Raw genomic sequence first — 14,634 nt, 5'->3', positions numbered from 1 at the left:
TTAAAAATTCCCTACTATTTTACTAATTTTCAGCTATTTAGTCAATCAATTTTTTTCAATTTTATCGGTAAATAAACTTCATGTAGAAAAATACATACGATTGGTAAAATGGCTACCATGATTTTTTCTTGGATAAATAGCTGAGCGACTACCGTTTCCACGACTAAGAGCCCATATAAAATAACCCGAAGCAAGTGCTGAAAATCTTTCATCTTCCTTTTTTTATCCAAAGGATAAAGCTGAGTTAGGTACTGGTAATCATAGTGCTTATAGAGCCCCAACAGCTGAAAGAGGAGCAGATAATGAAAGACCAATACCAAACCAAGAGAGAGCCATGCCTCGTCAATGGCTACCAAGGACAGAAGGATTAGCAAGAACAGGCGCAAGCTGAGACCAAAATAATCTCCAGCCCGTAAAAATGCCCTCAAGTAGAGATAGAACCAGGTTTGGCGAGAATGTAGCAAACGCAAGATGCCATCCAAATACCTTCTTGGCTTGACGGTCGCACTAATTCCTTTAACGGTCGTAAAGAGAGCAAAGAAGCGCAGGATAGTTTGCTTTCTCTTCTGCTCATCCTGAATGGCTGTTGACCAGTTCAAAACACCTTGTTGCTGGTAGGTTGCTAGCTGGTATTTTACTAGAAAATACTTGGCAACAAGCAAGACCACTATATAAACAACCACCATCCAGATTTCCAAACCCAGCTTCAGATAAATGGGTAAGAGCAGAAGCTGGAGCAAGACCTGCAATCCAGACCAAAGCACGAATGAACGACGGCTTGCAGCTTCAAATTCTTCTAAGACTTCCTTCTCCCTAGTTAATAGGAAAATCTGGTCAGCTTCTTCCAAATAAGTCGCCATTCTACCTGAAAACAAAATCAAGAAACTGATGGCAAGAACAATCAGAATAAGGGGCCAAGTATTTTCAGGAAAAGCTATCAAGAGTTGTCGATACTGCAAACTCAAAAATCCCAGAAAAACCATGAGAACCAAGACAAAATGATCATTCAAGACATAGCGCAGATACTTGGAACAACGTCCTAGAAAACCTCGTCTGCGTTTTTGAAACAAAGCTTTCATCCGACCGCTCCTTCTTGGGTCAAGGCCAGATAAATATCATTTAAACTAGACCCTTCCATACCAAATTGGGACTGCAAATCTGCTAAGTTTCCAATTGCCCTCACCTGTCCTTGATGCAAAATCACAAAGGAATCACACATCTTTTCAGCCGAGTCCAAAACGTGAGTGGACATGAGGATAGAAGTCCCCTTTACCTTTTCCTCTTCCAAGAGAGCAATCAAATCTGCAATGGCAACTGGGTCCAAACCCAAAAATGGCTCATCAACGATTAGCAAACTTGGCTCTACCAGGAAGGCACAGATAATCATGACCTTTTGTTTCATGCCCTTAGAGAAATTAACCGGATACCAATCTAATTTCTCATTCAAACGAAAGATTTTCAGCAATCTCTCTGCTATCTCCCAAGCAGCTTCCCATGGCAAATCGTAAGCCATTGCCACCACTTCCAAGTGCTCTTTTAGCGTCAACTCCTCGTATAAACTAGGTGTCTCAGGGATAAAACCAATCTTCTTCCGATAAATTTCAGGAGCCTGAGCTAGCCCTTGGCCATCGATCAAAATTTGCCCCTGATAAGGCGTCAAGAGGCCGATGATTTCCTTGATAGTCGTTGATTTCCCCGCACCATTTAGACCAATTAAGCCGACGAGTTCTCCGTCTTTAACAGAAAAAGACACATCTTTCAAGACAGGGATATTGACATAGCCCCCTGTTACATTTTTAACTTCTAACATACATTTATTCCTATAATTTGATATAATTATTATAACAGAAATCCGAGAAAGAGGGCGTATTATGTCAGATTGTATTTTTTGTAAAATTGTAGCTGGGGAAATCCCAGCCTCCAAGGTCTATGAAGATGACCAAGTTCTTGCCTTTTTAGACATTACTCAGGTCACCAAGGGACATACCCTAGTCATTCCCAAAAAACACTATCGTAATGTCTTAGATATGGACGCCGAGGCAGCTGGTCAAGTCTTTGCAGCTGTTCCAGCAATTGCTCGTCAACTGAAGGAAAAATTAGGGGCAAGCGGTTTAAATATTGTCAACAACAATGAAGAAGCAGCTGGACAAACCGTCTTCCACACCCATATCCATCTCCTGCCTCGCTTTGACCAGAACGATGGTCTGGACATTCAATTTACGGTCAATGAACCTGATTTTCCTGCCCTAGCCAATCTGGCTCAAGAACTCTATTTAGGAGAATAAGATGAAACTTCGCAACCTCCTCTTAGCCCTATCTGCTGCTAGTGCTACCTATCTGGCTATCTCCAACCGAGAAAAAATTGCCAAAGAAGTCAAGGATACCAAGCAAATTATGACTGATATGGAAACAAGCAAAGCCAATATCCAGGAACAACTTGCCATCATCCAAAATTTCAAAGAGCCACTAGAAAGTCTAGCAAATGATTTACAGTACAAAAGCCGTGTCTATCAGCAAAGTATTACAGGAAATCTAGAAGAAATCCAAAAAGTAATGGCAAAATATAAAAAAGAAGACGAAAAATAGGACAAAGAAAATGAGATTGGAAATCCAACCTCATTTTTTATTGTCCTTCTTCTGTTTGTATTTCTGTTCCAACCTCGGTTGTTCCAGATATTTCTGTTTCTGTAGTCTCAACTACAACAGAATCAAACTGCTCTTCACTGACTTGTAAGTCACTTGCATCAGTAGCGACCGTCCCCGTCATCGTCTCCAAATCAATCACTTCCGCCCAAGGACTGGCCTCAAGTTCTAGTAAATCTGTATAAGCATTATAGACGTTGATTGGACTAGACAAGCCCATCTGCCCCTCATAAACCTTAACATTTGTTAGGAGATCCGTCTTTGCTTCTAAACCAATAGAAGTCTTCAAGATATTTTGCATCTCTAGCAAATGCTGGGTAGGAGGTAGCTGGTAATAGATTTCATCAACAAGCTCATCAATTCCTCTCAATTGGTAGGAATGTAAATTCCTAATTGAGTCCTTGTATCCTAAAAGTTCTGGTATCGTTGCCGTACTGATTTCAATATCCGTCCGCATGTTGTTGGAAATAGCTGTTAAAATTTTCTTATACTGGGTAAAGCCATCTAGTTGTAGAAGTTTCTTGACAATAGCAGTAATAACCTCACGCTGACGACGTTGGCGACCGATATCTCCTTCCGGATCATCATAACGCATGCGAGCATAGACCAGAGCCTGATCACCATTTACCAGACGTTTACCTGTTGGAACAATTGCCGTATAGGCTGGTTCATACTCTGAAATGGAAATCGGGAAACCTAGTGTATTATTGACTTCAATCCCACCTACTGCATCAACTAGCTCGACTAGACCATCCATATTGATTTCAATATAGCGATCAATATCAATATCCATCATCTTTTCAATAGTCGCAATCGCCATAGGAGCCTGACCGTAGCTATAGGAATGATTGAGTTTCTCCACTGTTCCTGTTGATTCTCCATTGGCTTCAGCAATCTCCACCATGATATCACGCGTCAAACTCATCATAGTGGTTTCCTTAGTTTTGGGATTGACCGTCACCAAAATCATGGAGTCACTTCGACCTTCCTCCCAAACGCCACCACGAGTAGCCTGGTCCATATCCACCCCCATCAAGAGAATGGTAAGAGGCTCCGTTGCATCAATAGGCGTAATTTCCTCTTCGCCACCTAACCGCCTAAAGGTTTTTGAAATCGCATCTGTCGAAAAGTTTAACAAACTAATCCCATAGGCAAATCCAGCTCCAAGTGTCAGAACTATAATCGCCAAAGACATTAAGACTATTTTTTTTCCAATTGTCATCATTCACCAATCAGCCTGCCCATGTAATAGAGGTCAAGCCATTCCCCTTCATCTGTTCTAGCCCCTCTCACTTGGGTCCCTTCAATCACAAAGCCCATCTTCTGATAGAGGTGGACTGCCGCTTGATTGCGCACCTGAACAGTTAATTCCAGACGCTTGAGGAGGTCCATTTCCTGAGCCCACTCGATGACCTCATCCAGTAAAATGGTCCCCAAACCATGTCCCCAGTAATCTTTTTTTATCGCAATGAAAATATTCCCGATATGGCTGATCCGAAACTGCTTAGAAGACTTGACTGAGATGGCGCCGATAACCTCTGAACCAACTTTTGCTAGCAAACACAGTTCACTAGGATTTTCAATGCCAGCTTCAAAAATCCTTTCCATCTCTTCAGGACTAAACCGAAAGCCTGATTCATCCATGACCAGATAATCCGATTCTCTAGCCACTTGGTTCATAAAATCAATAAAGGCCACCGCATCAGCTGGCTCAGCCTCGCTAAAATATACTTCTTTTTCAGTCATTCTGTATTTCCTCAGCCAATACTTGACTTTTAGCCCCATGAGCCTTAAAAGTCAGACGACGACCGTCTTCTTCCTTCTCGATACGAATGAGCAAATAGTCATCCAAAAGACTAGCATCCAACAATTCTCCCCATTCGATAACCGTCACACCACAACCATAGAGAAAATCATCTAAATCAATAGAATCCGGATCGTCACCAATCCGATAGACATCCAAGTGATAGAGAGGCATTCGACCTTCATACTCACGGACAATGGTATAAGTCGGACTTTTAATCATCTGGTCAATATCCAAACCCATAGCCAACCCCTTGGTCAATGTTGTCTTGCCTGCACCTAAATCGCCCGACAGGACTAGCACTTGATTGGCCTTACAAGCCCTACCAATTCGCTCGCCAATGGCAATCAATTCATTTTCATTTTGACTATACATACTTGTTATTATACCATAGCCATTCGGCTTTGTCATAGGTCTACTGGAAATTGTAGACAAATCGACACAAAAACTCGCAAGCCTAGGCCTGCGAGTTTACTTATTCTACACTGAAAAGATATGGATAAACCGGTTGATTTCCTTGATGGATTTCCACCTCGATATCTTCAAATTGTTCTTCTAATTGGTCTGCAAGTGTCTGAGCCAATTCCTCATCTCCATCTTCACCGATATAGATCGTTACGATTTCGCTATCTTCGTCCAGCATTTTCTCAAAGGTAGCAACAAGTGTTTCCATCATATCTGGATTGGACACCACAATCTTGCCATCAACCATACCAAGGTTATCATTCTCATGAATTTCAAGACCATCGATGGTTGTGTCACGGACTGCAGTTGTTACACTACCACTTTTCACCTCTGTAAGAGATGCCGTCATAGCCTCAAAGTTACTTTCCAAATCACGACTTGGATCAAAGGCAAGTAAGCTAGTAAAACCTTGTGGTAGGGTCTTAGTTTCCACAACCTTAACCGCAACTTCTGCCACCTCAGCAGCCGTCTGAGCAGCCATCAAGATGTTCTTGTTGTTTGGCAACAAGATGACATTTCGGGCATTGACCAATTCAATGGCATTGACAAAATCTTCTGTTGATGGGTTCATGGTCTGACCACCTGAAATCACATAGTCAACTCCTTGTGATTTGAAGATTTCTGTCAATCCCTCACCTGCCGCAACAGCAATAATTCCGTATTCTTTTTGCTCAGCTGGTTTTTGGTAGGCTTCTTCTTTTTCAACCTGCGCTTCATGTTGCTCACGCATATTGTCCACTTTTACCTTGACCAAGCTACCATATTGGAGACCAGCTTGCATGACCAAACCTGGATCTTCTGTATGGACGTGGACTTTAACAATTTCATCATCGTTGACCACTAGGAGGGAATCCCCAAGGTCGTTGAGATAGTTGCGGAATTCTTCATAATCAAAGTCCTTGACATAAGTAGGACCTTGACGAAGAGCTACCATGATTTCTGTACAATAACCGAAGGTAATGTCTTCTGTCGCCACATGACCGGCAACTGACTTGTGGTGCTCTGCATTGATCATTTCTGACATAACAGCTGGTGTCGCTTCAAAATCCTCTGACGCAATGTACTCACCTGTCAATGCTGACAAGAAGCCTTCGTAAATATAAACCAGACCTTGACCACCTGAATCGACAACCCCAACCTCTTTCAAGACTGGAAGCATGTCAGGGGTTTTCTTGAGGGCACGGTTGGCACCTTCCAGAGTTGCACGCATGACCTCAACCGCATCATCAGTTTCTTCTGCTTTTTTAAGGGCAGCCGTCGCCGCACCACGAGAAACCGTCAAAATGGTACCTTCAACTGGTTTCATTACAGCCTTATAAGCCACTTCAACACCATGTTGGAAGGCTTGCGCCAAATCTTTACCGTCTAACTCAACCTTGCCTTTGACAGACTGACCAAAACCACGGAACAATTGTGACGTAATAACGCCAGAGTTTCCGCGAGCTCCCATGAGCAAACCTTTTGACAAGATTTGAGCGACTTCACCAACTGTATTTGCCGGCTTATCCGCCACTTCTTTGGCACCATTTGTAATGGTCATCCCCATATTGGTGCCCGTATCTCCATCAGGAACTGGGAAGACATTGAGCGAGTTCACATATTCGGCCTGTTTATTTAGACGAGTGGATGCTGCCTGCACCATTTCTTGAAATAAACTTGTTGTAATTTTAGACACAATTATTCTCCTACGACTTTAATATTCTGGATAAAAACATTAACGGCATCAACAGAGATACCTAATTGATTTTCCAAGTTGAATTTCACACGTTCTTGGATATTGCGAGATACTTCACTGATTTTCACACCGTAACTCATAACAGTGTAAACATCGACTGCAATGCGACCATCTTCCAAGGTCTTAATAACAACACCTTTGGAGTAATTTTCCTTGCGTAAAAGTGCCTGAAAATTATCCTTAATCGCAGACTTACTAGCCATACCAACAACACCGAAAATCTCAGTCGTAGCACCACCGACAACTGTGGCAATCACGTCATCAGTCAATTCAATTTGGCCGTCTTTTGTATTGATTTTAACAGTCATAATTCCTTACCTCAAATAGTTTTATCACTCCATTTTACCATATTTTCCAAATTCTGTAAAAAACAAGCCTGTGACAACTGAAAGAAGAAAAAAAGAGCTCCCGAAGGAACTCTTATAGGTTGCTTACCCTAGACGTTGTTTGGCATCGGCAGCACGTTGGAAGGCTTGACCGACATAGTTAATACAAAGCATCATGACAAGGATGAAGATGGCTGCTGGCAACCAAATCCAGGTCTTGTTCTCTAAGATGTCTGCGTTACGGGCATTTGAAATCAAGGTACCCAAACTTGGAACCGTCGATGGGAGACCAAACCCAAGATAGGTCAATGATGTTTCGATACCAATATTCCCTGCAAAGTTGAGGGTCAAGTTGACAATAATCAAAGAACTCAAGTTAGGCAAAATCTCACGGAACATGATCATAAAGTCACTTGTTCCAAGTGTTTTGGATGCATTGACATAATCCAAGCTCGCCTCTGACAAGGTTCTTGTACGGAAAAGGCGGGCCTTAGCTGTCCAATAGAAGGCACTCATGATTAGGATAAAGTGATAAATGGTATAGTTTTTGATAACCGTTACGAAAACGATAATGAGCATCGTAACAGGTAGAATCATAATGAAGTCTACAATCCGCATCAAGAAACCATCCAAACGACCTCCATAATAGCCTGAAATCAATCCGACCGAGATACCAACAATACTTGTAATAATGGTAATAGTAAAACCGATAACAATGGAGTTTCGAGCACCAATAATCAACTGACCAAAGATGTCTTTACCACCTTCATCCGTTCCCAAGATATAACCATCAACTCCAGGTTCCAAGTAACGTCCCAAAAGATTGACTTTCATCACTTGCTCTTGATCCAAGACCAGGGCACCGATGAAAACAGTCAAAAGAACTGTCACCAAAATGACCAAGGAAGCTAAAGCTAATCTATCCTTCAAGAACTCCCGCGCGATGACGCGAAAACCACCTGGAGGAGTTGAAGTTGATTGTACTTGTTTTTTATTTTCTTTACTCACCTTACTCCTCCTTCTATTTCACACGGATACGTGGATCTACAATACTCATGATAATATCTGAAATCAAGGTTCCCAAGAGAGTTCCCATACCAAATATCAACAAGAGGGCCAAGATAACACTATAATCACGACTAGAAATGGAATTATAGAACAATTGACCAATACCTGGATAGGTGAAAATATTTTCGATGAAAATAGAACCACCAATCAAACCTGTCAATTCATAACCCAAGAAGGATGCAATTGGCAAAATTGAGTTACGGAAGATATGACGGTTGTAAACCACACGCTCAGGAACACCCTTAGCACGCGCCGTACGGACATAATCTTGGCTCTTAGCATCAATAATCCCTGTACGGAGGTACTGGATGGTTACTGTTGTAGATAAGATAGCCATGGTAATCGCCGGTAAAATCATATGATGAAGACGGCTGAGTACTGCTGCAAAACCTTCAACGCCACCCCCGATTGAACCACGAGTTGGGAACCAGCCCAAGCTAAAACCAAACAACCACAACATAAGAATGGCAAAAACGAAGGTTGGTGTTGAGAAGGTCAGGAAGTTATAAACCCCAATCACCTTATCAGCTAGGGAGTTTTGGTAGCGACCAGCAATCATCCCCAAAGGAAGAGCGATGGCATAGGTCAAAATCATAGTCAAGAGCGACAACCAAATAGTATTGTTCAAGCGTTGCATGATAACATCCAAAACTGGTTGCTTAAAGAGGAAACTCTGACCAAAATCACCCTGCAAGAGATTACCAACCCAGCGGAAGTATTGAATATGAATTGGGTCATAGTACCCTGCTGCAATCCGTTTTTGTTCGATAATGGCTGGGTCGATATTGGGATCAATCATACCCGTAAAAGGATCCCCTGGCATCATCTTAGCCACGAAGAAAGCGATGACACTCAAAATGATAATTTGAGGAATCATCATGAGCAAACGACGTAAAACTGTTTTCCACATCTTAGTTCTGACCTCCTTTTGGAAGGGCTACCTGATGAGTTGCTGAGAAGGTTTGTAAATCGTAAACTCGACCCTTTTCATCATAGTATTGACCTTGTTTTTCTTGATACTCTTTTTCAGCAACCAAGCGTTTTTCCTTGTTCTTCAAACGATTAACTGGATCAATCGATGGAATAGCTGACAAAAGACGTTTGGTATAGATATGCTGTGGATTGTTATAGATGTCCTGCTTGTTACCCGTTTCTACGAAGCGACCACGGTACATGATAAACAATTCGTCACACATATGTTGCACAACACCAAGATCATGAGAAATAAAGAGGTAGCTGAGTTTAAACTCATCTTGGATACGTTTCATATAGTTCAAAACCTGAGCTTGAACAGACAAGTCCAAGGCAGAAACAGGCTCATCAGCAATAATCAGACGCGGATTACTTGCTAGGGCACGGGCAACACCGATACGCTGACGCTGACCACCTGAAAATTCATGTGGATACTTGATCAAGGCTTCTTCGTTGAGACCGATGGTATCCAAGAGTTGAAGAACCTTTTTCTTCTCCTCATCTGGAGAAAGACGGTCAAAGTTACGAATAGGCTCAGCAATAATGTCTAAAATACGTTTTTTAGGGTTGAAACTAGAAAGCGAATCTTGGAAAATCATTTGGACATCACGATTAAAGTTACCTTTTTTACTGCGTGATTTGTTGGTCACATCCTGACCCTCATAGATGATTTGACCAGATGTAGCCCGCTCCAAACCAATAATTGCCTTACCAATTGTTGACTTACCAGAACCTGACTCGCCTACCAAACCATAGGTTTTTCCCTCTTCAAACTCGAGATTGACACCATCCACGGCATAAACATGGTCTGTGACACGGTTAAAGAAGCCACTTCGAATTGGATAATGGACTTTTAAATCTTTTACTTCAATAAATCCCACTATTTAGGCCTCCTCTTCAAAATAGAATGTTTCGTGACAAGTACAACGCACAAAGTGATTTGGTCCTACTTCGTGCATACCTGGATTTTCCTCGTGAGCACTTGCTTCAATCCAAGGAATACGTGGTGCAAAACGGCAACCTTGACGCAACATTTTGGTAATCGGTGGTACGATACCTTCGATAACGTGAAGATCCCCACCTTCGCCACCTGATTGCGGATTTGACTTCAAGAGCGAACGTGTATATGGATGTTTTGGATTGGTAAAGAGTTCCTCAACAGGAGCCACCTCAACAAACTGACCACCATACATAACGGCTACACGATCAGCCGTTTCTGCCACTACACCCAAGTCGTGGGTAATCAAAATAATACCAGAACCCGTTTCCGCCTGAATATCATTCAAGAGGTCCAAAATCTGTGCCTGGATGGTCACATCCAAGGCTGTTGTAGGCTCATCGGCAATAATGATTGGTGGCTTACAAGAAAGGGCCATGGCAATAACGATACGCTGACGCATACCACCTGACAATTCATGTGGATACTGTTTAAAAGTCCGCTTAGGATTTGGAATACCAACCTGAGCCAACAACTCCAAAACACGCTCCGTACGAGCAGTCGCATCCAAGTCCGTGTGATAGAAGAGGGCTTCATCAATCTGCGCTCCAATGGTCATCAAGGGGTTGAGGGAAGCCAAGGGATCTTGAAAAATCATCCCAATGTCATTTCCGCGTACAGTATTGTACTTGGTTTCATCCATCCCAATTAACTCCATATCATTGTACTGGATACTTCCTGTGATTTTGGTATTTAATGGATTGTGCAAGCCCATAATGGTCGTTGCCAAAGTAGATTTACCACATCCTGATTCTCCAACGATTGCAAGAATCTCATTCTTCTGCAATGAAATATCAACGCCATCAACAGCATCAAAATAATCATCAGCAATACGGAATCCGACGTGTAAATCTTTAATATCTAAAAGCGGTTTTTCAGTAGCCACGCTTCGTCCTCCTTTGTCTATCGGCTAATCAAGCTCAATCATTTCGAACTCTATAATATCAACATCATCCAGTCTTTGACTAACCAATTCATATATTAAAAAGTAAATTACTCTTTTTTTGTGTACTGGTTCTACTATACCATAATTATCTGAAAATTCCAATAGCCATCTGAAAAAAGCCAACCAAGTTGGCTTTTTCAGATACTATTTGGATGAAATAGGATTATTCTGCTGCTACACCTTTGTCAGCTGTCAATTCGATATTTTCAAGCGCAATACCTTTGCCTGAAGCTGAACCGTAGTTAGAATCGTAGTTCTTCACACGTTTGTTAAGTGCTGTAATTTCTTCAGATTCAAATGTTGGGATAGCAAATGCTTGTTCAGCAGCATACTTTTGCCATGCCTTGTAGCTTTCAAGGTTTTTCTTCTCATCAAATGATTCTACTGAGCCGATTGCATCCAACAATTTAGTGTTTTCTTCAGATACGAAACGTGACATGTTGAATGGAGCAAGTTCTCCCCAAAGTCCGTTAGGATTTGGATCGTAACCTGTTGACCATCCACCAGCATACATATCAATTGCAGGGTCATTTGCTTGAATTGCATCGTAGAAAGTATTTACTTCAACAGTACGGCCAGTGTACAATTCAACATTCAAGCCAACTTCTTTCCACCAAGCAATGTATTGTTGTACGAGTGCTTCGTTCGCTTCTGTACGTTTACGAGCTGCGAAAGTGATTTTGAATTCTTTACCGTCTTTACCTTCACGAATGCCGTCACCGTTTGTATCCTTGTAGCCAGCTTCATCCAAGAGTTTCTTAGCTTTTTCTGGATCGTATGTATAGCCTGCCAATTCAGAATCATGAAGTTCGCCAAAGAATGAGATAATCAATGAGTTTGCTGGGTGGTACAAGCCGTTATACAATTTCTCACCAGCAGTCTTGGTATCAATTGCATAGGCAATCGCTTGACGAAGTTTCACATCATTCATCTTAGCATTTTCATTCATGACGTTCTTCTCAGCAGCCTCGTCATATTTACCAAAGTTAAATGAGATGTATTCGTAAGATGAGTTAAGTGAACCAACGATGTTCAAGTTAGACAAGTCTTTGTATGAATCCAATTGGTCAACTGGCATATCAGCGATATCGTAGTTACCAGCCTTCATCTCAGAAACGATTGTATCAGGTGAAACGATATCAATCTTCAATGAGCTTGTTTTTGGAGTTGTTCCCTTGAAGAAGTGTTCGTTTGGAACGTAAGTGATAGACTCACCGTTAACAATTTCTTTAATCTTCCATGGACCCATACCTACAAGTTTAGCAGTACGTGAGTACTCGCTCTTTTCCCAATCAGCCACAGGAATATCTTTGTAGATGTGTTCTGGTTGGATATAGGCAGGTACATCACCGCCAGCATACATCATAGAAGGTGACATTTCTTTCACTGTCAATTCTACTGTGTAGTCGTCAACTTTCTTGATACCAGAAATATCTGATGCTGTTCCAGCCACAAATTCTTCCATACCCACGATGTTCAAGAATTTATCATCAAAACGCACACCTGTGTAGTCTTTGCTTGCCAATGACTTGATTGTGAAGATGTAATCATTGATTGTGAATGGCTGACCATCAGACCACTTGTAGTCTTTACCTGTCAAGCTAACAGTGATTTTTTTGTTTTCGATATCAAATTCAGCCTTAGCAAGACCTGAATCGTCCAATTTACGATTTCCATCATAACCGAACATTGAGATATCGACCATTCCACCAAAAGTTGAGTCTGTTGTATTCTCAGTCAATTCATCAATCAAAAGACCTGATGAAGTTGTCGGCGACACCCAAGCGTATTTCAACTGTGCATCAGCCACAGCAGTTCCGTCTTGTTTCACTTCTGACGGGAATGACAAGTTTTGTTCTGTTGAGCTTGATGATTTAGAACCACAAGCAGCAAGTACAGATGCAGAAAGAAGAGTTACACCTGCAAGTGCAAAGAGTTTTGTTGTCTTTTTCATAAAACACCTCTGTTTTCTTTTTGTTTGACACATAATTGTATGCCTTATAAAATTCATTATATCATAAAATTTTCTTAAATAAAGTCTTTTTGTCAGAAAATTTTGTAAAAACATAAATTTTCATTATTTTCTATCATTTTTCATGTTTTTTCCTTATTTTTCTTACAATCCATGTGATATAATGGAAGAAATATCAGATAAAGGAATGTTTATGCGTAAGTTAATACTTCTATTATTGGCAACCTTTAGTTTTCTTATCGGAGGCCCCGCTGTCCTAGCGGACGATTTCTCGGTAGCAGCTAAACACGCTATCGCGGTTGAGGTTGATTCAGGAAAAATCCTTTTTCAACAAGATGCTGAAACCAAAGCCAGTGTCGCCTCCATCAGTAAGCTCTTAAGTGTCTATATGGTCTACGAAGCCTTGGAAAAAGGAGAAATCAACTTGGATACCATGGTGGACATTTCAGACTACTCCTATAGCTTGACTGCCAATATCGAACTCAGTAACGTGAATTTGGATGAGCGCACTTATTCTGTCCGTGATCTATTGAATGCCTCTCTCATCACTTCATCTAACAGCGCCATCATTGCTCTGGCTGAAAAAATAGCGGGTAGCGAAGCTGCATTTGTGGACCGAATGAAAACAAAGGTCCAGGAATGGGGCATTACAGATGCTAAAATCGTTAACGTTTCTGGATTAGATAATGCTGATTTAGGAGGGAATATCTATCCTGGTTCCAGTCCTGAAGATGCCAATCACTTTTCAGCACTCGATATGGCTATTATTGCACGTCGGCTCATCCTTGACTATCCGCAAGTCCTAGAGATTACCTCACTCAACGCCTATGACTTTGGTGGCTATACCTACTATAGCACCAACCAAATGCTGAGTGACGGAACCCATGCTCGTGGGGGAGTGGATGGTTTAAAAACAGGGACTTCAAACTCTGCTGGTTCAGGTTTCTTGGCCACAACCCAACAAGCTGGTATGCGTATCATTACAGTAGTCCTCAATGCCACGGACGGTTTGGCTATGCCTGATAATCGTTTTGTTGCAACCAATGATTTGATGAACTATGTCTATGCCAATTTTTCACGGGTTGCAATTGCCGAAAAAGGAAAAGCCTACAACAATAGTAAAATTAAGGTCTTTAACGGGGAAAAGGAAACCAGTCCCGTCGTTGCTGCTGCAGACTTATACGTCGTTCAGCGCAACCAGACAGAATTGACTGCGTCTGCAAACTTTAGCCCTACTACAAATGAAATCGATGCACCCTTAACTGCTGGTAGCATTGTTGGAAAACTACAATTAAAAGACCAAGACTTGATTGGAAAAGGTTATATTGGAGAGCAAGCCAGTGTGGAAATGGTCCTCCCGAATGATATGAAAAAAGCTCCTTGGCCAGTTTCCTGGTGGAATAACTTCGTTCGATATGTGAACGAGAAATTATAATACAAAAATACTATGCCGGATAAGCACTCGGCATAGTATTTTTATGTTATAGGCTTGTAGAGTTCCTGCAAGGAGCGAAATCAGTGAGGTAATCTAATCTCCCAGACTAGTTTACTAAATTTACATAGTAGAACGACTGCCATCACTCCCTATTTCCAACCTCGGTTGGAGAGTGAGTTGGTGGGAGTTGGTGAAAGTTCCTGACAGAAAATGACGAGCGTGGAAGGAATAGGATTTTTATAAGAGCATAAAGAAGAGCGACTACCGTCGC

General features: G+C 41.6%; 15 protein-coding genes. 3 read left to right on the top strand and 12 right to left on the bottom strand.

Translation table 11 applies throughout. From position 1 onward, the window contains the following. Positions 1–41: 41 nt before the first annotated feature. Both PW220_RS01695 and PW220_RS01690 read right to left on the bottom strand, forming a co-directional pair. Positions 42–1,079 (bottom strand): ABC transporter permease, encoded by a 1,038-nt coding sequence (locus PW220_RS01695; RefSeq protein ID WP_248054937.1) that lies wholly within the window; start codon positions 1,077–1,079, stop codon positions 42–44. Beyond that, positions 1,076–1,810 (bottom strand): ABC transporter ATP-binding protein, encoded by a 735-nt coding sequence (locus PW220_RS01690; protein ID WP_248054938.1) that lies wholly within the window; start codon positions 1,808–1,810, stop codon positions 1,076–1,078. The genes PW220_RS01695 and PW220_RS01690 overlap by 4 nt, the downstream gene beginning before the upstream one ends. A gap of 61 nt (positions 1,811–1,871) precedes the next feature. Between PW220_RS01690 and PW220_RS01685 the strand changes: the two genes are divergently transcribed. After that, positions 1,872–2,285: an HIT family protein gene (locus tag PW220_RS01685; protein ID WP_248054939.1), complete on the top strand. Its 414-nt coding sequence runs from the start codon at positions 1,872–1,874 to the stop codon at positions 2,283–2,285. Position 2,286: 1 nt separating this feature from the next. Next, positions 2,287–2,586 carry a chemotaxis protein gene (locus tag PW220_RS01680; protein WP_105118292.1) on the top strand — a complete coding sequence of 100 codons (300 nt, stop codon included), beginning with the start codon at positions 2,287–2,289 and terminating at the stop codon, positions 2,584–2,586. A gap of 37 nt (positions 2,587–2,623) precedes the next feature. Here PW220_RS01680 and PW220_RS01675 read toward each other — a convergent pair whose 3' ends face one another. The 10 genes from PW220_RS01675 to PW220_RS01630 all read right to left on the bottom strand — a co-directional run bounded on the left by PW220_RS01675 (position 2,624) and on the right by PW220_RS01630 (position 12,910). Then, a complete protein-coding gene (locus PW220_RS01675; protein ID WP_248054940.1) occupies positions 2,624–3,865 on the bottom strand; it encodes an LCP family protein in 1,242 nt (413 codons plus the stop codon). After that, positions 3,865–4,389 (bottom strand): GNAT family N-acetyltransferase, encoded by a 525-nt coding sequence (locus PW220_RS01670; RefSeq protein WP_248054941.1) that lies wholly within the window; start codon positions 4,387–4,389, stop codon positions 3,865–3,867. Before PW220_RS01670 ends, PW220_RS01675 begins: the two co-directional genes overlap by 1 nt. Then, positions 4,382–4,822: a tRNA (adenosine(37)-N6)-threonylcarbamoyltransferase complex ATPase subunit type 1 TsaE gene (gene tsaE / locus PW220_RS01665; protein ID WP_316716441.1), complete on the bottom strand. Its 441-nt coding sequence runs from the start codon at positions 4,820–4,822 to the stop codon at positions 4,382–4,384. Before tsaE ends, PW220_RS01670 begins: the two co-directional genes overlap by 8 nt. Before the next feature lie 100 nt (positions 4,823–4,922). Continuing rightward, entirely contained in the window at positions 4,923–6,587 is a 1,665-nt protein-coding gene (locus tag PW220_RS01660) for a DAK2 domain-containing protein (RefSeq protein ID WP_248054943.1), read from the bottom strand. A 2-nt stretch (positions 6,588–6,589) separates the two neighbouring features. Then, entirely contained in the window at positions 6,590–6,955 is a 366-nt protein-coding gene (locus tag PW220_RS01655; RefSeq protein ID WP_002939192.1) for an Asp23/Gls24 family envelope stress response protein, read from the bottom strand. A gap of 123 nt (positions 6,956–7,078) precedes the next feature. Beyond that, positions 7,079–7,981, bottom strand: a complete 903-nt coding sequence (locus PW220_RS01650) for an ABC transporter permease (protein WP_248054944.1) — start codon at positions 7,979–7,981, stop codon at positions 7,079–7,081. Positions 7,982–7,994: 13 nt separating this feature from the next. Further along, a complete protein-coding gene (gene opp4B, locus PW220_RS01645; RefSeq protein ID WP_105118297.1) occupies positions 7,995–8,951 on the bottom strand; it encodes an oligopeptide ABC transporter permease in 957 nt (318 codons plus the stop codon). Between the two features lies 1 nt (position 8,952). Next, a complete protein-coding gene (locus PW220_RS01640) occupies positions 8,953–9,894 on the bottom strand; it encodes an ATP-binding cassette domain-containing protein (protein ID WP_105118298.1) in 942 nt (313 codons plus the stop codon). A gap of 3 nt (positions 9,895–9,897) precedes the next feature. After that, positions 9,898–10,896 (bottom strand): ABC transporter ATP-binding protein, encoded by a 999-nt coding sequence (locus PW220_RS01635; protein ID WP_248054945.1) that lies wholly within the window; start codon positions 10,894–10,896, stop codon positions 9,898–9,900. A 223-nt stretch (positions 10,897–11,119) separates the two neighbouring features. Further along, complete coding sequence (locus PW220_RS01630) at positions 11,120–12,910, bottom strand: oligopeptide ABC transporter substrate-binding protein (protein ID WP_248054946.1); 1,791 nt, start codon at positions 12,908–12,910, stop codon at positions 11,120–11,122. A gap of 211 nt (positions 12,911–13,121) precedes the next feature. On the opposite strand from PW220_RS01630, the gene pbp3 reads away from it, so the two are divergent. Continuing rightward, a complete protein-coding gene (gene pbp3 / locus PW220_RS01625; RefSeq protein WP_248054947.1) occupies positions 13,122–14,363 on the top strand; it encodes a D-alanyl-D-alanine carboxypeptidase PBP3 in 1,242 nt (413 codons plus the stop codon). The last annotated feature ends 271 nt before the right edge of the window (positions 14,364–14,634 follow it).

This window comes from Streptococcus sp. 29892 (genome assembly GCF_032594935.1).
GTDB lineage: Bacteria > Bacillota > Bacilli > Lactobacillales > Streptococcaceae > Streptococcus > Streptococcus hyiners.
This window is presented reverse-complemented; position numbering and strand designations above follow the sequence as displayed.